Here is a 21,240-nt window from a genome sequence, read left to right as displayed (position 1 = left end):
CATCCCTTCACCGCCTGCAACAACACTCCACGTTGCAGGTACACTAACTCAAACTTTCTGGAGTATTCTCACTACCATGACCATCTTGGAATTTTTCCGCACCACGAGGGCTAACCTCTGGCTGCTGATTATTGGCATCGTTGTCGGTGCCGCAGCGGGCTTCGGCTATGCCTCTCTTCAGCCGAAGGTCTACGCTGCATCATCCTCGGGCTACGTGACCGTGGGTGAGTCCGGTACAGTGGATGTTCTCTCGGGCTCTACAGCCGCTAAGGAGCGCGCTCGCTCCTACGCTGCTATCGTCTCTTCCGAGGCTGTGGCACAGAAGATTAAGCAGAACAACCCCGAATTGTCGATGACCACCGGTCAAATTCGCGGTAGCCTCACCGCAACTGCAGGTGAAAATGCTGCACTGATTACCGTGAACGCTAAAGCTTCTTCCCCGAAGAACGCACAGTTGCTCGCTAACAGTGCTCTGCAGGCTACTGCCGACTACATCAAGGAAATTGAGCAGAACCCCGGTAACGCTCAGGCTCTGGTAAACGGCGACAATGCTGTTGTTTCTCCAACTGGTGGCAACACCGTTCGCGTGATTCCGCTGAATAACGCGAGCGTGAACCCGCCGCTGGTAGCTCCGAACTACAAGCAGAACGTGCTCATCGGTGCTGGCACCGGTTTGGTTCTGGTCTACGCGGCAATCTTCCTGCGCCGTGCACTGGATCAGCGCATCCGTACCCGTGACGACGCTACCAAGGCAACCGGCGCAAGCATCCTCGGTGTTCTGCCCATCAGTGACGACCTGAACGAAGAGAATATCGTTAACGGTGACACCGACGACCATATCGCTCAGGAATCCATTCGTCAGTTGCGCACCAACCTACGCTTCGTGAATGTTGACACTCCCCCGCGTTCGTTCATCGTCACCTCCGCAGTGCCCGGTGAAGGTAAGTCGACCGTGTCGCTGTCGCTGGCTCGCGCAATGGCTGATGCGGGTTCGCCCGTCATCCTCATTGACGCCGACCTCCGCCGCCCGACCGTGGCTAAGAAGCTGAAGCTGGACGCTAAGGTCGGTCTGACCCAGGTTCTGGCTGGCCAGGTTGAGATTGCTAACGCTGTACACCAGCTCGGTGAGTCGAACCTCTTCGTCCTGCCTGCAGGCCGTATCCCCCCGAACCCCTCCGAACTTCTGGGCTCGGATAAGATGCGCCAGCTGATTAACGAGCTCTCCGAAGAGTTCATCGTGGTCGTTGACGTTCCGCCGCTACTGCCCGTGACCGACGCTTCGCTGCTCTCCCACTCCGTGGATGGCGTGATTCTCGTTGGTTCTATCGGCCGAAGCCACCGTGAGCAGATGACTGAAGCTTCCAACATCCTGAAGAAGGTCAACGCTAACCTCCTCGGTATGGTTCTGAACCGTGCGCCCCGTAAGGGCCTGGGTAACTCCTACTACGGCTTCGGTTACGCAAGCGCCTACGTTGGTTATGCAACCTACTACGGTTACGGCAAGGAAGGCGACAAGAAGTCGTCGAAGAAGTCCTCGGCTAAGAAGTAATAACGTAATAAGCGCCCTAAACTATAGGGAGCGACTTAGGGGCGGGATGGGCAGTTTTTCTGCCCGTCCCGCCTTATACTTATCTGGTATACATGTGCACCGAAAGGCTATTGTGACCACTCACTCACCCAATACCCCGGAGCCGCAGACTACTCCTCTGGCGGCACGGATTCGGCTTGCGCACGCCTACTTCCAGCGAATGGCTGACATGCACTCCATCGATATTCTGCATGTCAAAGGCTACGCTTTCTCCCAGGAAATTTACCGCAAGGGTAGGTACAGCTCCGACGCTGACCTGCTGGTCCGTCCCTCTCATGTGGACCGTTTTGTAGAGATTCTTCTGGCAGATGGATGGCGTATTCAAGCGCACTTCGAGACAGGCTCAGTGTTCGAGCACGCAATGACGCTCTACCACGCTTCATGGGGCCTGACCGATATTCATCGTTTCTTCCCCGGTCTTGGACGCCACGGCGATTATGAGAAGGCGTTTGACCGCGTCTGGGCTGCACGTAAGACCCGCATGATTGCTCACCGTCCCTGCACTGTCCCCAGTGATCTGGACGCGCGTCTTCTCGTGGTGCTTCACCGCGCCCGTGCGGCATCACGCTACAGCGCGGATATTAACTATCTGGTTTCTCTGCTCTCCTATAGCGATTGGCAGCGCCTACGAGCCCGCGCGGAGGAGCTTGACTCATCCCTCGCATATAGCGCGGCTATGGGCGGTCTAGAGCAGTACCGTGACAACCGCGACTACCTGCTGTGGCTGTCGGTCTCCCAGGATGTGCCCCACTATATTCAGTGGATTGGGCGCCTGCAGTCGGCGACCACCCTGCACGATAAGCTACGCACCCTCAAGAATATTTTCCTCGTGAATAAGGACCATCTGGCGATGCAGCTGGGACGCACTCCCACTAAGGCAGAGATACGTGCAAAGTTCTTTGAGCGTTTCGGAATCAAGGTGAATAAATGAGCAATCCAGTAGATTCCCGTCAGACCGTATACGGTATCCCCGAGAACATCGCGTACGTTCATTCTGAAGAGTTCACTAAGTACTCCCCCACGGCAACTTATCTCGCGAATCTTGCCAACGGTGAGTTGTCTGTTCTTCAGGATTCAGCCTCCATTATTTGGAGTATTTTTGAAGATCCGATGTCTCTGCAGGATGCTATCGATGCGCTCTGCGAAATGTATGAACAGCCGGTAGAGATTATGGGACCGCAGATCGAGGGTTTTATTCCCGAGTTGCTCTCCAAGGGGCTCCTAGAAGCCCGCTAAGGCTCTCAGAATGCATAAGAAGGCGGGGCGGTAGAACTTATATATAGTTCTACCGCCCCGCCTTCTTCTATGAGCTGTCTAGGTCTTTTAGTCTTCGGGCAGAGCCTGCACGTACCTCTTCAGACGGGTGATGAAACGAGCCTCCGAGAAACCGTCAACGTGCTCACGGATGTAGTCGGCATCCCAGTCATCCGGGTTGAAAGCTTTGAGAGCTTCCACCAGCTGCTCCACGGTCGGCTGGTTGATGAACATACCGGTCTTGCCTTCCTGAATGGTATCCAGGAAACCGCCCGCACGGTAGGCAATCACGGCCTTGCCGCTAGCACCCGCTTCCAGCGGAGTAATGCCGAAGTCCTCATAAGAGATAGCCAGCAGTGCCAGGCAATGACGGTACGCGTAACGTAGCTGCGCGTCCGAAACGCCCGAAACGATACGAACGGTCGGGCCCGCAAGCGCTTCCAGGCGTTCCTTCTCCGGACCGCGACCAATCACCAGCAATTTCTTACCTAACTTGTTGCAGGCTTCAATAGCCTTATCAACATTCTTGTAGGGCAACAGGCGAGAAACGACCAGGAAATAATCATCCGATTCGGTGAACTCTTCCAGACCTGGGATAGGCTCAACCGGTGCGGTGGTGTCTACCGAGTGCGGCGGGAAGAAAATCGGAACATCTTTCTTGCCGTACACGTTCTCGATGCGCTTCTTAATCATGCTCGCGTTCGCCACGTACACCGCCGAGCGGTGAGCCGCACAGTGGTCCCAGAGCATCAGACCAGGACGCAGGGTCTTCAGCAGCAGCGGTACGGGGCCGCTGCTCTTCTCGCCCAGGTACTGATCGCTCAGGTACAGCCAACGCGCCGGTGAATGGCAGTAAATGAACTTACGGCCGGCGAAGTTGAAGCCGTGCGCCCAACCGGTCGTCGACACCACAGCACGCTCAGCCGGCACCTTCAAGAAAGAAGAAGCAAACGGCAGAATCGGTAGAGCCATGCGGTGGTTACGACGCAGATAACCAATCTTGTTCAAAGGACTTGTGATAATCTTCGCGTCCTTGAACTCGGGGAAGGTACCCTCCGGGTCGTACAGAGTAGTGTAAATCGGTGCGTCCGGGAACGCACGGTGCATCGCCAGAACAACACGCTCCGCGCCGCCGCGCTGAGTCAGATAGTCGTGGGCAATTGCAATCTCTTCAGTAGCCTCAGGCTTGACCAGCGGCACGTAACGGCGCGCCAGGCGGCCAAGCTTCTTGAGGCTCTTCGGGATATCTGCAAGCACCGCGTCGGGGTTCTTCGGTCCGGTAAACGGAGCGGAGGTCAAGAGCTGCGTGAGTGACATTTTCTTTTCCTCCTAGAAAACTTTCTGAGCGCGCTCAGGATAGTGAATACCGGCGTAAGATGCAGCCTCAACCTGGAGTGCCACAAGCTTCTCAGCCGCCTTAGCGGGCAGTTTGAGCAGAATCTTATCGCTCGCGTCTCCCAGAGCCTTGATGGTCTTCTCGGTGGTGAAACGAGCGAGAGTCTTGACCAAGAAACCCCAGAGACCGGTCGGGTTCGGGGCAGGGTGCGCCGCATCGCCGTGCTTACGCACGAAGATGGTACGGGCAGAACCCGAGTGTAGGGCACGCAGGGCACGCACTGCAGTGGTGGTAGCCTCTGCATAGTGCTTGACCTCAACTTCATCAGAGATGATGATGTGGCCACCAACGTCATGGACCATTTTGCCCATGTCTACGTCTTCCCAACCGTAGAGACGGTACGCGGAATCGTATCCGCCGGTACGGTCAAAGTACTCCGCAGAAATAGACGAGTTACCGTTCCAGTACAGCCAACGGCCCTCTTCAGCTACGCTGAGGGCACCTTCTTTGAATCGGGCATCGCGGAAGTTACCGTACACACGAGAATAGGGAGTGTCCGGGTACACGTTCTTCAAGGTACCAATTACGCCGTCATAATCACGGTGCAGGCGAATCTGCGCCTCGACATAGTCGGCAGCAGGCTCAAGATCGTCATCGCAACGGATGAGGATATCCGCATCAGCCGCACGGTGGCCAGCGTTCAGCGCTGCCACACGACCGCGGTTCTCCTCGAAAACGATCTTGGTCAGGTTCAGCTTGCCTTCCGCAATGTAGCGGTCAAGCACAGCTTCGCTGTTGTCAATATCTCCGTCGAGGACCACGATAACCTGGAAGTCCTTCTCTGTCTGGGCGGCAAGCGCATCCAGCGGGTAATGCAGAATATCTGCACCACCGCGAGAGGGGATGATAACCGCAGCCTTGTAACGGTGGGTAGTCGTCATATTTTTCCTTCGGGTTTGAGTGAGAGGATGTCCGTTGGGAATGATCTATAGGGTTAGAAGCACCTTAGCGGATAAAACGTTCCAGAATCTCACCAACACGGACCTTACCTGCTTCAGGCGAGTAATTCTCCTGCCAACGCCAGAACAGCTCGGAGGTTCGCTCCGCCAGGGCATCCGTATCTTCTCGAAGCTCAGTACCCAGGCTCTTAATAGCCTGCGCAAGAGCTACCGGCTGATCAGCAGGCACAACGTACGGGTACGATGCGCCGCCCAGCACCTCCGACAGAGCACCCGCGTCACTGACAATCACAGGGACGCGTGCGCTCATCGCTTCAGTAACCACCAAGCCAAAGGACTCGGGGGCAATCGAAGGTACAACGAGCATATCGATGTCACCGAAAAGACGGTCCGGGGTAGTCCACCCCAAGCGGGTACTGAAGGTAGCAACACGGGCTAGCGCGTCCTCAACCTCAGCGCGTTCCTCGTCAGATGCGAAGACAGGCTCGCCGCCAATCACCAGGTCATATTCGATGCCGTTAGAGTTCAAGGAACTCATCGCCTGGCACAGGGTCGCGATGCCCTTAGACGGAGTTAAACGCCCCAGGTAACCGACGCGAAGTCGGCGCTCCCCCACACGGTGGTCCAGCTCGGTGGATACGCCGCTGACCCAGTTCGCAAACAGCTCGCTGCCAGGGCAGGCACGAGCCACATAGCGGCTCGGAACCAAGGTGACAGATGCCTTATGGCGGGCAAAGGATACGAGCTTCGCGTTCACGCCGGTAGGAAGCTGATGCAGGTGCACGATGCGGTTCTTACGACCGCCCGTTGCCGCTGCGGGAACCAGACCGTTACACCACAGCAGAACATCCTTGTGGCGAGCGTGCCAGCTACGCAGAGCCACCATATACTGTGCGCGGTTCTTAGCCGGCAAGACAATGCGGGGGAACCCCTCATCCGCAGCGGCTTCTACAAGCTGCTTCGGTTCGGAGGGACCCACAATAGTGACCTTGTAGCCAAGGCTACGGGCCGCGCGGGCAATATTCAGGAGCATGACCTCGCCGCCGCCAATGTCACCGTTATTAGTAGCGATGTACAGTTCTTTCTTCAACGTTCTACTCCTAGAGCAAATGACGAGGGGAATAGTTCTTCTAGGGAATCATTAGTACTCCCCAGATACGCCACAACAAGGCGCTCCAATAAGCGTTTCAACAAATATGTAGCACGCTATGCTGGAGACTTAGAGAAACTACCTGCCGAGGCAGACGACACAATATGAATATCCTCTACGCCTTATGGATGTTCTGGGTCGCTAGCACGTGGTTATCGGCTTCTTCAGCATCACGAATCTCAATTCGCTCGTCGAAGCCTTCGATACTTGCCTCATCGTGGCCAGTGCCCAAACGCTGTTCGCGTTCAATCAACAACACACGCAGAGCCAAACCACAGGTGACGGCCCACGGCCAGGTGTAGAACACCTCACCCAGACGAGAAGCACAAATCATGATGGCAACACCAGCGCCCTGTACAACATAGAACTTTGTAGGTAGTGTCTTCTGGCCGCTAAACACATTCACGATAAAGAGCAGCGTGATGGTGACAACCAGAATCATCCACGGCCAGCCGCCCTCAACCAGAGCAGACCAGTACGAGTTATGGAAAAACCAGGTCTTCGAACCAGTATGGGCTAGATAAACGTATGCCTCACCCAAACCCTGACCGAAGAAGCCAGAAGCCTGAACCTTAATCTCAGATGCCTGGTCAATCAGCGAACGAAGCGCATCCGTACCGGTACGATCTGCGAAGACACCGGACTGTGCGTAGTCACTGGTCAAAATATCAATCAGCCAGTACAGGGCCACACCCAAGGCGATGCGACCGAAAGTCTTCAGACGGTTCGCGATGACAATCCAAATCAGGCCTGCAACATACGCCGCAATAGAGGTACGAGAACCCGTAGCCCATAGCAGACCGGAGAAAACAACAATGGCGCCGATAACTTCAAACTTGTTACGGGCAAAGCTCAGAATCAACAGACCAAACAGACAGTACACCAGACCCGAGAAGTTCTTGTCACCCAGCCAACCAGTCAGGTAACCGTAGTATCCCGTCACCGGAGCAAAACCAGCAAAGTAAGCTACCGCGTTGAAAAGAATCGCTGCTGAGTATCCCAGAACAATAGAGCGAATATGCAGGCGTCCGGCTGCAATAGCCCAAATCAACACGGTTGCAGCCATAAGACGGAGCAAACGTCGAGTCCAATCCGATGCGTCCTCGGAATGTACACCGTAGAACGAGACAATTGCGAGGTAACCCATTGCAATAAACATAATTGCGCGCAGACCCGAAAAATGACTCACGTCAAAAGTTGGCTTACGGGTCAGACCGTACGCTGCCAAAACAAGAATGACCACCTGGTTAAAGGGCAAACCGAGGCCAGGCACAGCATCACCAAAAAGCAGAAGGAACGCCATAATGAACTCGGGCATACGAATCTGGCTAGTCTGATGGCGGACATAATCGCTACTGCGAGACACCGCTTCAGAGAAACGTGAAGCTTCCGGCTTCTCAGCGGGCTCGTTCAAGTGCGCGTAAACCTGCGAAGTCTGGCTCATGAGCTGCCTCCTCGAAGTACACGTGCGTATACATCAACCGTCTGAGCGGCCATCTGCTCATTCAAAATCCAGGTGAAAGGCTCAGCCTCACCCTTCTGCAGCTGCTGGCGCATAGCCTGCAGAACATCCTGAGTTAGGGTTGTGCTCTGGCGGTCCACCAGCTCGTCGGCACCCAAAATCTCCGGGTTACCACCCACAGCGGTAGCGACCGTCTTCAGGCCAGCAGCCTTAGCATCCAGCAGAGTATAGGAGCAGTTCTCCCACACCGACAGCTGAACAATCATGTCGCTACGGCCCATCGCCTCAATCGGGTTAACAAAGCCGCTGAAAGTCACCGAATCACCCAGGTTCAGACGCTGCGCCTGAGTCTGCAACTCGGACGCCAAATCGCCAGAGCCCGCAATCTCAAGATGAGCCTGCGGGTAATCAGCACGAAGCTGCGCAAAAGCGTCCAGCAACACATCAATACCCTTCTCAGGGGACAGACGAGACAGCGAAAGAATACGCGGACCCCCCTCATCGGGTGCACGCTGCTGCTCAACAGCCGCGTGCACTTCGGGGATGTCCACGCCGTTGTACACCAGCTCCACGCCACGAGCGCCCCACTTGGCACGCATCTGATCAGCGGTGGAACGGGAGACAGCAATCGCCTGGTCGGTGCCCCACAGGCGCACACGGTGTACGGTCTCCATGAGCTTAGAACGCCAGGAGCTACCGTGGTATACCGAGTCATTACCGGCGATACCGTGTTCAGTGGTCAGAAGCTTCGGCACGCAGGTGCCACGCTTGATAACGCTACGGATACGCAGAGCATTCACCACGGCGGTCGCTACAACGTCCGCATACGCCAGGTGGCTGTGCACAATATCCGGGCGGAGCTGCTCAATAGCCTTCTGCAGAGAGGTAAAGGAAGTCTTAAAACCGTAGTCGGGGCCAAATTCAGCCTTGATGACGGTGACGCCCAGTTCCTCAAGGCGGCTTGTGAGCTTACCCTCGGGTGCGAGAACCACCAGGTTAAAGCCGGGGAGCCCGGCACGTACCATATCGACAACGTGCCGAGCTACTCCACCAAACTCGGGAACCGGAACGACCCACAGGGCAGTGGGAAATCCGTTTGAATTCATGAGTGAGTGTCTACTTTCTACAGCCACTTCTCGAGGCGGTCCAGTGCAGTGAAGAAGCCCTCACCGTTGTTGATGTGGCCCTGCCAGATTTCGGGAATGAAGGAAGCCTTCGGTGCCAGCTCACGCAGCTGCTTACCCAGGGACGCCCAGTCGACATCGCCTTCGCCAACCTGAACGCCCTCACCGTCAACGCCGGTGCCGTCCACCAGGTGCAGGTGGATGGACAGCGGTGCCAGCTGCTCAACAGCCTCCGACAGCGGAATGTTCAGGAAGTTGCAGGCCAGCATGGTGTGGGAGATGTCCAGGCAGAGCGCGGTGTCGAATGCACGCGAGAACTCTGCGGTGTCCTTCGGATCCAGGAACAGGTTGTGGTACTGTTGACCACCCATCAGCCAGGGGTACGGGGGCAAAGTCTGGGCAGCCAGGCGAACGCCGGATGCGTCCAGACGCTTCAGCGCCTCACCGATACGCTCGTACTTCTCAGCACGTGCAGCAGCGGGGATGTGGTTGTCCTTGGTGAAGCCACCCATGGTCACGACCATGACCGGATCCTCATCTACGGTGAAGTAGCGGGTCAAATCACGGGTGATGTCAATGGTGCGCTGAACCTCAGCGATGGAGCGCTCCCACACCTCGGGGTCCTTGGACGCGAGGTCCACCAGGAAGTCGCCTGCGAACAGGTCGGGCAGGTGGGTGGTGAAGCTCATGTCCAGTTTGGAGTCAAAGACGTCGTCGATGTTAATCTCGAGGTCCTTGTATGAGAAGTGGAACTCCAGGAAGTCCGGCTTCGCCTCTTCAATCAGCGGCTTGTAGTCGTGGTAACGAACCGGCAGGCCCCAGGGACGGTCAAACTTGAAGTCGCGGCGGGTCACCAGGTCGTCCTTCAGGTCGCCCTCGAAGAAGAACGAGCCTTCTTCAACGTCGCGCTGCATGGTACGGCCCAGCAGCTTCGGCAGGTAGTTCGGCTGCAGACCGCGGCCGGGGGACTTCACAGCAACGTCAGCCTCGGTCACAACCTCGCCCTTAGCAATGTGGCGGGTAGCAACCAGGGACTTAGCCAGGTTCACACGGTTCATCAGCTCACCGGTGGACACCTCGCGAGGAGCAGCGGAACCAATAGCAGTCTCAACCTCACGAATCTGCTGAACCATTGCCTTGAATTCCTCAGGCAGCAGGGATACGGTGTGGTCGTTACCCTCGAGGGTCTTGTCGGTGGTGAAGTGCTTCTCAATAATCTTCGCGCCGCGAGCAACAGCAGCAATCGGCACGTGGTAGCCACGCTCGTGGCCGGAGTAGCCGACCAGGCACTGACCAATCTCAGCCAGGCGGTCCATGTACGCCAGGTTGACGTCCTTGAAGGGTGCCGGGTACGCGGACTGGCACTGCAGCAGAGCGTAGGATGCGCCAGCGTTACGCAGCAGAGCCACGGACTCGCGGATCTCTTCCTCACGGCTCATACCGGTGGAAACCAGCATGGGCAGGCCGCGGGAAGCCACGTCGCGCAGCAGCTCGTGGTTGGTCAGGTCAGCAGAAGCAATCTTCATGCCCTGGATACCGTAGTCAACCAGTGCCTGCACGGAGGGTGCGTCCCAGGGGGTGCACATGATGTCCATGTCGTGCTGCTTGACGTGGTCGAAGACCTCGTACATCTGGTCAACGGTCAGGGAGAAGCGGGACAGCAGGTCCAGGGTGTACTGAACGCCCAGGTCCTCACCTGCGGTTGCTGCGCCGCGCTGGCGGTACAGAGCGTCCATGTCACGCAGCTGGAACTTCACAGCGTCCGCGCCGGACTCAACAGCCAGGTCCACCAGTTCCTTAGCGAAATCAACGCTACCCTGGTGGTTGTTACCAATCTCAGCAATGATGAAGGAGGGGGAATCCTCGCTGATGGTGTGCTTACCGATGCGCAGGACGTCCTGCTCATCCATTGCCAGTGCCACGAGGTGACCGCGCTCGTCGGTCAGCGGCACGTGGTTGATGCCCTTCGCGAAGTATGCGCGCAGGGTCTCGGGATCAGCATCAGCGGGTGCGGTCTGCGGGTTGGTGTTCGCTGCCTCCAGCGCACTGGTCTCCAGGGATGCGGTCGGGTTAGCAATCAGCCAACGACGGAAGTCGCCGTCAGAGAGCGAACCGCGCAGAATACCGGACTCGTTCACCAGGAAGATGATGCGCTGGCCGTTAGCAGAAATCTTCTGCAGAGCGTTGAGGATCGGGTCTTCAGCAAAGACCACGTAGGGGGCAATATTGCGTTCAATAATCACGATTTGACCTTTTCGTTTGAGTGTTTTGGTTGAATGCCTGAGTGCCGGTCAAGCCGGGAGCGGCAGACGAGGTACTGCTGCGGGTGAAGGTTACTTGCCTTCGGCCAGGATCTGAGTGAGCTGGTGTTCTGCCACGGAGAAGTCAATCGGTGCGTCGATGTCGACGCCCTCAACCTCGTCCAGCATGAACAAATCAATAGTACCGCCGGGGTAGCCCGCCAGGCGGTTGTGGTGGTCCATGTACACGTGGGTCTTGGTGACGTACATCGAACCGTTCTCACGGTAGCGGAAGGTTTCCTTGGTCAGCTCCTGGCGGCGCGGGCGGGCCATAATCTCGAACGCCGCGGTGGGCTCACCGTCAGCGTGCCAAGTCCAAATAAACGGGCCAATCGGAATCACACCGACCATGGAGTCCTTACCGTTCTCCGCGAACTGGCGGACCGCACGAGCCAGGGTACCGGGCAGACGTACCGGGCTGGTTGCCTGCAGCAGCATGACAGCTTCGGGTTCCCAACCGTTTTCGGTGTAGAACTCGATGGCGTGCTCGATGACCGGCTCGGTGGCGGTGGTGTCTTCAGCCAGGTGTGCCGGGCGCATGAACGGCACCTCGGCACCGTACTCGCGGGCGATATCAGCCAGCTCAGCATCGTCGGTGGAGACGACAACACGCAGCTCGTGCTCGCCGGCTACTTCTTCCTTAGCAGCCAGTGCCTGCTCGATGGTCCATGCGACCAGCGGCTTACCTGCAATGGGGCGCAGGTTCTTACGCGGAATGCCCTTTGAGCCACCGCGCACGGGGATGACGCAGAGAATACGCATTATGCCTCCAAAGTTTCAATCATTAGTTCAGCGATACGCTGTGCCGGTTCCTTCTTCGGCTGAACCGGTGCCGGGGTCGGTTCCTGACCCCACTGGTTCATGCCGTAGCGGTCCCAGAATTCCACCAGCCATGCCGGCGGTGCCGGGTGGTAAACCCACGCCGGGATTCCGCGGATTGCAGCCTCAAGAACCCCGGTAGAGAAGATCGATACCACCGGGTTCGGCACCTCGTTCAGCGGGGTGCCGGAGCGGTCAATGCGGATGCCTTCCTTTTCCCACAGCTGGTGGGTCAGTACCGACAGCTTATCCTTCTCGCTCGGGTGCGGGCGGTAGCTTCCACCGAACTTCTTCAAGAAAGAGTGGGAAGCGTACGCGAAGGATGCGCGCGGCAGTTCCGCTCCGTGCATCTGTCCCAGGAAGATCGGTTCCAGGCCGTTCTGCTTCTGTGCCTCAGCACCGGCTGCCTTCTGCGCTGCAAGGTAGAGCAGCTGCGAACCCACCGCGTGAGTGGTGACGTCGCGGCGACCCGATGCCCAGAACTGTGCGTCAGCTTCGCTGAAAGCCAGCAGGGTGCATCCGACCGGTAGCGGCGGTGCCTGAGGCACCAGCAGACCGTGCTGAACCACCCAGTACTCAGCGCCGATTGCACGAGAGAACTCGTAGGCTGCCGCACCACGTGCCAGGTAGTGACCCAGGGAGAGCACTACGCGAACAGCAGGAAGTACGCTCTGCAAATCCTGTACAGAAATTTCACGGGTGCTCCATGTCTGGTGGGTGTACGGTTCGGTAGCGTACTGACCGTTCAGGTGCTCAAAAGCGCCTTCCTCGGGAACCCACAGAGCCACATCGACGTTCTGCAGGTACTTGAGCGGCTCCAATAGGGAGTTACGGCTCGTCGGCGAGAACGAATCGAGCACGATGAGCACGCGGGGTACGGCACCGCGGGTGTACAGCACGCCGCCGACGGGGCCTTCCTGTTCAGCCGCGCCTCCGCGCAGACGTCCCACAAGAGCGCGAGCCTCGCTCTTAGCCCATCGCAGGGTGTTTTGGCGCTTTTGCCAGGTAGCCCATGCGTCAATATCAATGGGATAGGTTAGGCCCATAGTTGCTCCAAAATCTTTACACGCTGATCGAAGGTGTGGTCGGCCAGAGTACGCTTCTGTCCGGCTTCACGAATCTGACGGGCCCATTTCGGCTCACGGAAAATACGGGTACAAATCTCGATGAGCTCATCAATGCTCTCGTAGACCAGAACCTCTTCACCAGGAATGTAGTAGCGATCCACATCGGCACGGTCAATCACCTGCAGAGCGCCCACGCCGGGAGCCTCAAAGGTGCGCATGGTGAAACCATCCTGGTTATTGTGGATGTTCAGCGTTGCCGGGGAGGACGCCATAATACCGTACGCCTCAGCGCGGTCAATATCGCGGCCTGCGGGCACACCGGAATCCTTGAACTGCTTAGTGCGCAGAATGTCGTAGGGGTGACGCGACCAAGCACGACCGTAGGCACGCACCGGCAGGCCAGCTGCAACCAGCGCCTGCAGGGTCTCCTCACGGTTGGGGTACTTAGCGCCCACAAAGTTGATGGAGTCCTCGCGCATGGGGACAACAGGGCAATGGGTGTCGTAGGCGTTGGGCATGTCGAACACCTCGAAGCCCTGCTCACGCAGGTGCTGCGCGTCCAGTGGACTGTAACTTGCCAGCGCGCCCAGGTGGTGCAGGTCCTCTTCGGTGTAGCTCATGCGGCGCATTTCATCGTAGAGCCAGGTACCGTAGCGAACACCGGAAGTCTCCAGCAGATCCCACCATTCGCGGGAGAGCATATCGCCCTTAATGACCAGCACAATATCGGGGCGGAATTCGTTGAAAGCATCAATCGCCTTACGAGTAGCCTGAGCAGCGAAGCTTTCAGGGCGGTACTTCTCGGGCAGCTCATGGGCAAGCTTGTTAAGGATACGCTCGGGCAGAGTACCCGGCGCATCGTAAATGTGGGTGCGCACTTCGTATCCGTGCACTTCCAGGGATGCCTGAATTGCCTTCCAGTACCCGTGGAATGCAGGTGAGAGCAGTAGAAGTTTAGGCTGAGTCATATGAGGATTGAATCCTGTCGGCATTTGCTATAAGAACCCGCAGGGTAGAACCGTGCGGTGCTATGTGTTGGAGCGAAGAGGAACGGAAAGTTTCACCTGCAACTTGAGGCAAAACATACCTATTGAAATTTTACAATGAAAGCAGGAGACGACACACTCGAGTGCACTGTGTCGCCTCCTACGTTCTATATGCACCTTCTGACGAAGAGGACTAGAAATCTTGCGGAACTACCGCTGTAGATTCCGCACGTTTCGCCCCTAGTTCTCGCGGCGCTCTGCCTTGGCGATACGCTCCAGCTCGGTGGCGAGGAATCCACGAGCGTCCACATCCTTATTACGCAGGCCGCGCACCGAGTTCACCAGGAAGTTCACGTAGCTGGTCACACGTAGTAGGTTCGCGAGTTTCTTCTCCCAGCCCCACTTATCCGCATAAATGAAGCGAGCGGTGGTTAGCCACTGCACACGGCGCTCGGAGGGCGAAGATCCTCCTCCCTCGTGGGTGACAGTCACAGAAGGAATCAGGTAACGGTCCACACCAGCGTTCGAGAGGCGGTACTGGAAATCCACCTCTTCGCTGTTCATGTAGAAACGCTCATCCATACCACCAATGCGGTTGAAGGTCGCGCGAGGAACGACCATGCACGCACCCATAACCCAGTCGACCTTCGCGTCCGCGGTGCCGGTGCATGCTTCAACATCGTGGCCAACGCCGCGGTGCCACCAGTTGGTCGGCTTAAAACGAGCCAGCGGAGTGAACCATTCCCACGCCACATGCGCTGCGGTGGGGAACTTACGTGCCACCCACTGCTGCTTACCATCGTGGCCAATAATCTGCGGGCTAGCCAGCACCTCGCCGTGGCGTTCCACGGCTGCGAGCATGCGCGAGACGAAGGTGTTATCCAGCTCCAGGTCGCTGTTGAGGATGAAAACCCATTTACCGGTCGCGGCATCAACACCGGAGTTCACAGCTTTACCGAAACCACCATTCACAGGGCGGCGAACCACGGTCACGCCCTCAACGTCGGGGAAGGGAGTGGGCGAAACGTCATCCGAGACAACGATTTCAATATCGGCGGGGTCAATACCCTGCTGAGCACGCAGAGTGTCAATAATGGCAAGAACCGGCTCCGGCTCGCCGTAGAAAGGAATAACCGCAGAAACACGGAGGGTATGAATCACAATAATGTCCTTTGAGTGAGGTGCCTAAAAATCACAATCGATAGAAGGCTAAATTATGGGGGGCGACCGTACTTACTTCTGCATACGATCACCCCCCATAGTTTCAATTAGTCGGGCAGCTGGCCCAGGCGAACGAGGTTCGCAAATTCTTCGTTGGCAGCCTGAACTTCCTTGAAAGTTCCCTTATTCGCGATGCGGCCCTGGGAGAGGTACACCAGCTGGTTAACGTTACGCACCGTGGAAAGACGGTGAGCCACGATAATCACGGTAATCTCCTGGGAGATGCGGTTAATGGTCTGAGTAATCTTGTGCTCAGTCTCATTGTCCAGTGCGCTGGTTGCCTCATCCATAACCAGCAGGCTCGGGTTACGGTACATCGCACGCGCAATACCCACACGCTGACGCTGACCACCGGAAAGACGGTTACCGTTTTCGCCAATCGGAGTGTTAATGCCTTCTTCCAGAGTCTCGACAACGGGCATCAGCTCCGCCAACTCAAGGCAGTAGAGCACACGGTCATCGTCAATGTGCTTGTCGGGGATACCGAAGGCAACTGCCTCACGCAGGGTGCCATTACCCAGGTAGGGATCCTGAGGGACATAACCAATCTTCTGGTACCAGGAAGGCAAATCAGTATGGATATCCTTACCCTGGCTAGAAATCGTACCGCTCGCCGGGATCAGCAGACCAAGAATCAAGTCAACCAGAGTAGTCTTACCCGAGCCGGAACCACCCACGAAAGCAACCGAGGTACCAGCCGGAACATCCAGCTGAATGTCCTTGAGAACATCCTTATCACCATCCGGGTAACGGTAGACCAAGTTATCGATCTGAACATCCACGAGTTCAATACCCGAGTTGATAATGGTTGCCGGGTCAACTTCACTCTTGGCTTTAACCATCTGCAGACGCTGCTCTTCGGGGCTCATTGAGCGGATAACCTTAGCAACCTCTTCACTAGCGAACTCGTTCGCACGAATGCTGCCCAGAGAAGCAACCATACGGGTGGCATTCGGCAGAATACGGATGCATGCGGTTGCGAAAAGCATCAGAGCTGGCAGACTATCGGCTCCCTGGGTCGATGTCATCAGACCCAAAAGACCTGCAATACCGACAATGAAGATAATTTCTAGAGCGTACTTGGGGAAATCAGCGAAGAAGGAAATATTCACATCGCTATTCACGCTACGCAGCGCGTACTGGCGGTACTCTTCAACGGTCAATTCACGCGAATTAGAAATACGAATCTCGCGAAAACCCTTGATGTTGTCGAAAAGCGAGAGGAGAGCGTCACGACCGGCACGAGCAGAAATCTCACCGTACTTAGCGTTTCCTTGACGCAGGAAGAACTGCATCACAGAGATAGTGATACCGAAATAAGCAAAGGCAATCAAAGCCGGAATCGGCATAACGCAGAGAATCATCACCAGCAACACAAGAACCGACAGTAGGTCACCGATGAAGTTAATAATTGAGCCGACGTAACCGCGGTAAGCAAAAACCACATAAGTACCAATCAGATACACAGTATCTTCAGGTTGGGACTTCCTATGATTGAAGTAGCTATCCTTCATGTAGTGGTTAAGGATAGTCGAAGAAGTTGCCAACTGCTGGTAACCGGTGAATTTCAGGCTCCAGCGCTTAAAGATGAGCGATGCAATGCCTTTAATGACAAAGACGAGCACCAGAACACTGCCCAGATAGAGCGCCAGCTCAGATCGCTGAGGATTACCAAAAGCATCCGAGAGAACAGCCAGATAGCCGGTAATTTCCGCGCCCATCGCAATATTCACGATGGGAAGAACAGCAGCAACACCGACCATCTCCATCAAAGACAGAACGAACAGGCCGATCAGGTTAAAGACAAGTAGCGTAAAGCTCCGTCCGGGAAAAAACAGGCGAAGCTTAGTATAAATGCTCTTCATTGGTCCTCGTTGGTGAGTGTACTCGCTGGCCCCTGAGCGAGAAGAAGACCAGCATTTCACGCCAATTCTAGCACGCACCCTCTAAACATTTTCAGCATCAAGCTTGTACTTTTGGTCATCTTTAGCGGAAAGAAGCACCTCTAATTCGTAGCTAAAACACAAGACATTTATGGGTATTCGCCACACACAGGAAAAGGAACCGTTGAAGGTGCAAGTAACTCGGTATGATAGATACTATTCATTCAGCAAACCCGACACTTCCGGCTTCCCTGTTCACTGTTGGGTACGTCAATTAGAAAAGGCTTTTTGATGGGCATCTTCAACATCAAGTCCCTCAAGGACAAGTACGCGTGGGGCTCCTCCGAGGACAAAACCAACTCCACAGAAACTGCCGAGGAGCAGCAGGCAACCCCCGCTTCTTCCTCCGCAAATATTGCCGACGGAGTCCGTTCCCTCATTAAGAGCAACCCCGAACTGGCGGGCAAGAACCGCCGCGGGGTAGCCAGCCGTACCATCACCCCCGACGGTTCGCTCCGCGAAGCCATCGAAGACTACAAAGTCCGTTCCCCCGCCGAGGTAGCCAGCCAGGAAGTCACGCCTGAAGAAGAGCTGAGCGCCGACGGCACCGCAACCGTCTCGCAGCCTCTCACCCACACCGACATCGAGGCCACCCCCGGCGACATCCTCGACGTAGACGGCAAGACCACCGGCCCCAGCATCATCCGCGTGGGCCACCACAACGCGCCCACGGTCGATGCCGAAGAACTCGCCGACCCCGAAGAAGCCAACAGCCAGAGCGCAGGAAACGTACAGTCCTCCCCCGCTACTGATTCCCGAGGCGAGCGCACCCCGCTGTTCAGGCTCTCCCCCAAAACCCTCAACCGTACCGGCAGCACGAGCGGCGACGGCCCCTTCGAAGCTGTCTTCGTCTGCACCGGCAACATTGCCCGCAGCGCATCCGGTGAGGTGATTTCCAAGCACCTCGCCGCAGAATACGGTCTGGAAGACAAGTGGATTTTCGCCAGCGCGGGCACCGGCGCACTCGTTGGCCACGGCGTCTACGAGCACGTAGCCAACGAACTTATTGAACGCGGCTACAACCCCGAAGGTTTCGCCTCCCGCCAGCTCAACGGCCAGATCGTCGAGAACGCCACCATTATCCTGGTCGCGGAGAAGGTACACGCCGACTGGATCGTGCGCGAATGGCCCCAGCACCACGCCAAGATCAAGCTGCTCAAGCAGGTTGCACGTATCCGTGAGGATGCACGCCGCGCCGAGCCGCTCTCTTACCTATACTCGTACGGCGCTCGTCCGCTCGATAGCGACAAACTGGAAGACCCCTACCGCCGCGGCCCCGCAGCAGCGAAGGTTGCCGTGGACGAGGTGGAGCAGTCCCTCCGTGTGATTCTGCCCTGGCTTGCACAGGCACACCGCTAAGCACACTGCACCGTATAGAGCGCTAACCCGGCAGGGACAAGTATCTGTCCCTGCCGGGTTAGCTTTAGCCTCATACAACAAAAAGTCCCCCACCGACCAACGGTCAGCGGGGGACTTTCTTCATGCTTTCAGAAAGCTTAGTGATCGAAAATCTCGGTCACAGAGCCCTCGTCGAAGACCTCGCGGATAGCACGAGCAATCAACGGAGCGATGGAGAGAATAGTCAGGTTATCGAACTGCTTCTCCTCCGACACGGGCAAGGTGTTGGTCACAACGACCTCCACCGCGCCGCACTGAGACAGACGCTCAGCAGCCGGATCGGACAGAACCGGGTGGGTTGCTGCGATGATAACTTCCTTCGCGCCCTTGTCCATGAGGACCTTCACAGCGCCAGCAATGGTGCCGCCGGTGTCAATCATGTCGTCAATCAGCACGCAGGTACGACCCTCAATGTCACCCACAACAGTCTTAGAAACAGCCTGGTTGGGGACGTTGATGTCGCGGGTCTTGTGCACGAACGCCAGCGGTGCGCCGTCCAGCAGATTAGCCCAGTGCTCAGCCACACGCACACGACCGGTATCCGGGGACACGACGGTCACGTTCGACAGATCTTCAACGCGATCACGGATGTGCTTCGCCAGCACCGGAATCGCGAAGAGGTGGTCGACCGGGCCATCGAAGAAGCCCTGAATCTGCGAAGTGTGCAGGTCCACGCACATCAGGCGGTCAGCGCCAGCGGTCTTGTACAGGTCCGAAATCAGACGTGCCGAGATAGGCTCGCGACCCTTGTGCTTCTTGTCCTGACGAGCGTAGGGGTAGAAGGGAGACACCACGGTAATGGAACGAGCGGATGCACGCTTGAGCGCATCGATCATAATGATCTGCTCCATGAGCCATTCGTTGATGGGTGCCGGGTGCGACTGAATCACGAAAGCGTCCGCACCGCGCACTGACTCCTCAAAGCGGACGTAGGTCTCGCCATTGGCGAAGGTGTATGAGGAGGTGGGCAGCAGGTCGTGATCAAGTGCCTGCGCAATCTCCTCGGCAAGCTTGGGGTGCGCTCGACCGGAGACCACTACAAGCTTGCGCTCACCAGGGTTGGTAATCTCGCTACTCATGGTGTTGTTCTTTCCTCGAATTAGGATTCTGCCGGTTCCTGCGCACCAGCAGCTTTAGCTGCCTCGGCGGGTTCAGTACCGGCACGGTTCTTCAGGACCCAGCCGTCGATAGTGCGCTGGGAAGTCTCAGAGTAGGCGAGGGCGCCCGCAGGAACATCCTTACGGATTAGCGCGCCCGCGCCGGAGTAGGCACCGTCACCGACAGTAACAGGTGCAACATAAATGCCTGCAGCACCCATACGGGCGTGCGCGCCAATAACGGAGCGGCTCTTCACCAGGCCGTTGTAGTTCGCGAAGATAGAGCCAGCGCCAATGTTCGCGCCCTCACCGATGGTGGCGTCGCCAACGTAGGACAGGTGCGGAATCTTTGCGCCATCACCAATCTGCGAGTTCTTAGCCTCGCAGAAGGTACCAAGCTTAGCGTCCTTGCCCAGGGTGGTGCCGGGGCGCAGGTATGCGAACGGACCAACAGCTGCACCTTCGCCAATGACAGCGCCGTGACCGTGCGCGCGGATGACGGTAGCGTCAGCCTCAACGGTCATGTCAGTCAGGGTGGTGTCCGGGCCAATGGTAGCACCGGTAGCGACGGTGGTAGAACCGTGCAGCTGCACACCGGGCAGCAGGGTTACGTCGTTCTCAATGGTGACGGTGACGTCAACCCAAGTGTTCTCAGGATCAACGATGGTCACGCCGTTACGCATGTGAGCCTCGAGGATGCGGTTGTTGAGCATACGACCCAGCTGAGCCAGCTGCACGCGGTCGTTAGCACCCTCAACCTCCCAGCGGTCCTCAATAGCCAGAGCGGAGGTACGGTAGCCCTTAGAACGAGCGATGGACAGAACGTCGGTAATGTACTTCTCGCCCTGTGCGTTGTTGGTGGTCACCTCGAGCAGTGCCTCACGCAGAACAGCGGCGTCAAAAGCGTAAATACCGGAGTTAATCTCGGTAATTTCGAGCTCTTCGGGAGACGCGTCCTTCGCCTCAACAATGGCGGTCACTTCGCCAGCCTGGTTACGGACAATACGACCGTAGGCGCCGGGCTCATCAATGTGGGTGGTCAGGACGGTTACGGAGTTCTTATCCTCTTCGTGGAAGGCAATCAGTTCGCGCAGGGTCTCGGGGCGCAGCAGAGGAACATCGCCGTAGGTCACCAGAACGGTGCCGGAGACGGGTGCCTGCGCGTCCAAGGCATTCAGACCAACCTCAACCGCGCGACCAGTACCCGGAATCTCATCCTGATCAACGATGGTTACCTCAGGGTCAAACGCAAGCACATGCTCAGCGACCTTATCGCGCTGGTGGCGCACCACAACAGCGAGGCGCTCGGGGTTCAAATCGCGTGCAGCAGCGACGGCGTGCTCAACCATGGATCGACCACCAATGCCGTGCATGACCTTGGGGGTAGCGGACTTCATGCGCGTACCAGCGCCTGCAGCGAGAACAATCACTGCAGAGGGTGCCAGATCAGTGTTCACTGGGAAGACTCCTTAGACGAGGTTGTAAGAGTGAGGAGTGAGCGCGGACCGCTAACTCTCTATCAACGGTGCCGTTGAG

17 protein-coding genes are annotated in these 21,240 nt (G+C 57.0%); 4 read left to right on the top strand and 13 right to left on the bottom strand.

The window, feature by feature from the left end:
* Positions 1 to 76 precede the first annotated feature (76 nt).
* From HMPREF2779_RS02810 to HMPREF2779_RS02800, 3 genes are all read left to right on the top strand, one after another.
* Complete coding sequence (locus HMPREF2779_RS02810; RefSeq protein ID WP_070686322.1) at positions 77 to 1,549, top strand: tyrosine-protein kinase domain-containing protein; 1,473 nt, start codon at positions 77 to 79, stop codon at positions 1,547 to 1,549.
* A 112-nt stretch (positions 1,550 to 1,661) separates the two neighbouring features.
* Positions 1,662 to 2,519 (top strand): nucleotidyltransferase family protein, encoded by an 858-nt coding sequence (locus HMPREF2779_RS02805; protein WP_070686320.1) that lies wholly within the window; start codon positions 1,662 to 1,664, stop codon positions 2,517 to 2,519.
* Positions 2,516 to 2,824, top strand: coding sequence for a PqqD family protein (locus HMPREF2779_RS02800; protein ID WP_070686317.1), 309 nt, complete (start codon positions 2,516 to 2,518; stop codon positions 2,822 to 2,824). Before HMPREF2779_RS02805 ends, HMPREF2779_RS02800 begins: the two co-directional genes overlap by 4 nt.
* 87 nt (positions 2,825 to 2,911) lie before the next feature.
* On the opposite strand, the gene HMPREF2779_RS02795 is transcribed toward HMPREF2779_RS02800, so the two are convergent.
* From HMPREF2779_RS02795 to HMPREF2779_RS02745, 11 genes are all read right to left on the bottom strand, one after another.
* Positions 2,912 to 4,159, bottom strand: a complete 1,248-nt coding sequence (locus tag HMPREF2779_RS02795; protein ID WP_105360771.1) for a glycosyltransferase — start codon at positions 4,157 to 4,159, stop codon at positions 2,912 to 2,914.
* A gap of 12 nt (positions 4,160 to 4,171) precedes the next feature.
* Positions 4,172 to 5,119, bottom strand: a complete 948-nt coding sequence (locus HMPREF2779_RS02790; protein WP_105360770.1) for a glycosyltransferase family 2 protein — start codon at positions 5,117 to 5,119, stop codon at positions 4,172 to 4,174.
* Positions 5,120 to 5,183: 64 nt separating this feature from the next.
* Positions 5,184 to 6,227, bottom strand: coding sequence for a glycosyltransferase family 4 protein (locus tag HMPREF2779_RS02785; protein ID WP_105360769.1), 1,044 nt, complete (start codon positions 6,225 to 6,227; stop codon positions 5,184 to 5,186).
* A 175-nt stretch (positions 6,228 to 6,402) separates the two neighbouring features.
* Positions 6,403 to 7,731, bottom strand: a complete 1,329-nt coding sequence (locus tag HMPREF2779_RS02780) for an O-antigen ligase family protein (protein WP_105360768.1) — start codon at positions 7,729 to 7,731, stop codon at positions 6,403 to 6,405.
* Positions 7,728 to 8,855, bottom strand: coding sequence for a glycosyltransferase family 4 protein (locus HMPREF2779_RS02775; protein ID WP_105360767.1), 1,128 nt, complete (start codon positions 8,853 to 8,855; stop codon positions 7,728 to 7,730). The genes HMPREF2779_RS02780 and HMPREF2779_RS02775 overlap by 4 nt, the downstream gene beginning before the upstream one ends.
* 17 nt (positions 8,856 to 8,872) lie before the next feature.
* The gene (locus tag HMPREF2779_RS02770; protein WP_105360766.1) at positions 8,873 to 11,116 is read right to left on the bottom strand and encodes an N-acetylneuraminate synthase family protein; all 2,244 of its coding nucleotides are present in this window, start codon (positions 11,114 to 11,116) and stop codon (positions 8,873 to 8,875) included.
* A gap of 90 nt (positions 11,117 to 11,206) precedes the next feature.
* Positions 11,207 to 11,935, bottom strand: coding sequence for an acylneuraminate cytidylyltransferase family protein (locus tag HMPREF2779_RS02765; RefSeq protein WP_070686309.1), 729 nt, complete (start codon positions 11,933 to 11,935; stop codon positions 11,207 to 11,209).
* Entirely contained in the window at positions 11,935 to 13,038 is a 1,104-nt protein-coding gene (locus HMPREF2779_RS02760; RefSeq protein ID WP_070686306.1) for an RNA-binding protein, read from the bottom strand. Before HMPREF2779_RS02760 ends, HMPREF2779_RS02765 begins: the two co-directional genes overlap by 1 nt.
* Positions 13,029 to 14,027, bottom strand: coding sequence for a CgeB family protein (locus HMPREF2779_RS02755; RefSeq protein ID WP_070686303.1), 999 nt, complete (start codon positions 14,025 to 14,027; stop codon positions 13,029 to 13,031). The genes HMPREF2779_RS02760 and HMPREF2779_RS02755 overlap by 10 nt, the downstream gene beginning before the upstream one ends.
* Positions 14,028 to 14,285: 258 nt before the next feature.
* Positions 14,286 to 15,206, bottom strand: coding sequence for a glycosyltransferase family 2 protein (locus HMPREF2779_RS02750; protein WP_070686302.1), 921 nt, complete (start codon positions 15,204 to 15,206; stop codon positions 14,286 to 14,288).
* A gap of 107 nt (positions 15,207 to 15,313) precedes the next feature.
* Complete coding sequence (locus HMPREF2779_RS02745) at positions 15,314 to 17,131, bottom strand: ABC transporter ATP-binding protein (protein WP_070686300.1); 1,818 nt, start codon at positions 17,129 to 17,131, stop codon at positions 15,314 to 15,316.
* 309 nt (positions 17,132 to 17,440) lie between these two features.
* Here HMPREF2779_RS02745 and HMPREF2779_RS02740 point away from each other — a divergent pair, with 309 nt between their 5' ends.
* Positions 17,441 to 18,568, top strand: coding sequence for an arsenate reductase/protein-tyrosine-phosphatase family protein (locus HMPREF2779_RS02740; protein ID WP_105360765.1), 1,128 nt, complete (start codon positions 17,441 to 17,443; stop codon positions 18,566 to 18,568).
* Between the two features lie 137 nt (positions 18,569 to 18,705).
* Here the strand turns inward: HMPREF2779_RS02740 and HMPREF2779_RS02735 are convergent, their stop codons facing one another.
* On the bottom strand, positions 18,706 to 19,686 hold the full coding sequence (locus tag HMPREF2779_RS02735; protein ID WP_105360764.1) for a ribose-phosphate diphosphokinase: 981 nt from the start codon (positions 19,684 to 19,686) through the stop codon (positions 18,706 to 18,708).
* 20 nt (positions 19,687 to 19,706) lie between these two features.
* Positions 19,707 to 21,161 (bottom strand): bifunctional UDP-N-acetylglucosamine diphosphorylase/glucosamine-1-phosphate N-acetyltransferase GlmU, encoded by a 1,455-nt coding sequence (gene glmU / locus HMPREF2779_RS02730; protein ID WP_105360763.1) that lies wholly within the window; start codon positions 21,159 to 21,161, stop codon positions 19,707 to 19,709.
* Positions 21,162 to 21,240: the final 79 nt, after the last annotated feature.

It is taken from the genome of Rothia sp. HMSC069C03, assembly GCF_001811075.1.
Lineage (GTDB): Bacteria > Actinomycetota > Actinomycetes > Actinomycetales > Micrococcaceae > Rothia > Rothia mucilaginosa.
The sequence above is the reverse complement of the archived record's forward strand: the minus strand, read 5'-3'. Positions and strand labels throughout refer to the sequence as shown.

What these genes read in the sequence shown, in the direction of transcription:
- HMPREF2779_RS02780 (WP_105360768.1), bottom strand. Translation starts at nt 7,731, where the DNA reads ATGAGCCAGACTTCGCAGGTTTACGCGCACTTGAACGAGCCCGCTGAG.
- HMPREF2779_RS02795 (WP_105360771.1), bottom strand. Translation starts at nt 4,159, where the DNA reads ATGTCACTCACGCAGCTCTTGACCTCCGCTCCGTTTACCGGACCGAAG.
- HMPREF2779_RS02745 (WP_070686300.1), bottom strand. Translation starts at nt 17,131, where the DNA reads ATGAAGAGCATTTATACTAAGCTTCGCCTGTTTTTTCCCGGACGGAGC.
- HMPREF2779_RS02760 (WP_070686306.1), bottom strand. Translation starts at nt 13,038, where the DNA reads ATGGGCCTAACCTATCCCATTGATATTGACGCATGGGCTACCTGGCAA.
- HMPREF2779_RS02790 (WP_105360770.1), bottom strand. Translation starts at nt 5,119, where the DNA reads ATGACGACTACCCACCGTTACAAGGCTGCGGTTATCATCCCCTCTCGC.
- HMPREF2779_RS02800 (WP_070686317.1), top strand. Translation starts at nt 2,516, where the DNA reads ATGAGCAATCCAGTAGATTCCCGTCAGACCGTATACGGTATCCCCGAG.
- HMPREF2779_RS02735 (WP_105360764.1), bottom strand. Translation starts at nt 19,686, where the DNA reads ATGAGTAGCGAGATTACCAACCCTGGTGAGCGCAAGCTTGTAGTGGTC.
- HMPREF2779_RS02765 (WP_070686309.1), bottom strand. Translation starts at nt 11,935, where the DNA reads ATGCGTATTCTCTGCGTCATCCCCGTGCGCGGTGGCTCAAAGGGCATT.
- HMPREF2779_RS02810 (WP_070686322.1), top strand. Translation starts at nt 77, where the DNA reads ATGACCATCTTGGAATTTTTCCGCACCACGAGGGCTAACCTCTGGCTG.
- HMPREF2779_RS02755 (WP_070686303.1), bottom strand. Translation starts at nt 14,027, where the DNA reads ATGACTCAGCCTAAACTTCTACTGCTCTCACCTGCATTCCACGGGTAC.
- HMPREF2779_RS02775 (WP_105360767.1), bottom strand. Translation starts at nt 8,855, where the DNA reads ATGAATTCAAACGGATTTCCCACTGCCCTGTGGGTCGTTCCGGTTCCC.
- HMPREF2779_RS02740 (WP_105360765.1), top strand. Translation starts at nt 17,441, where the DNA reads ATGGGCATCTTCAACATCAAGTCCCTCAAGGACAAGTACGCGTGGGGC.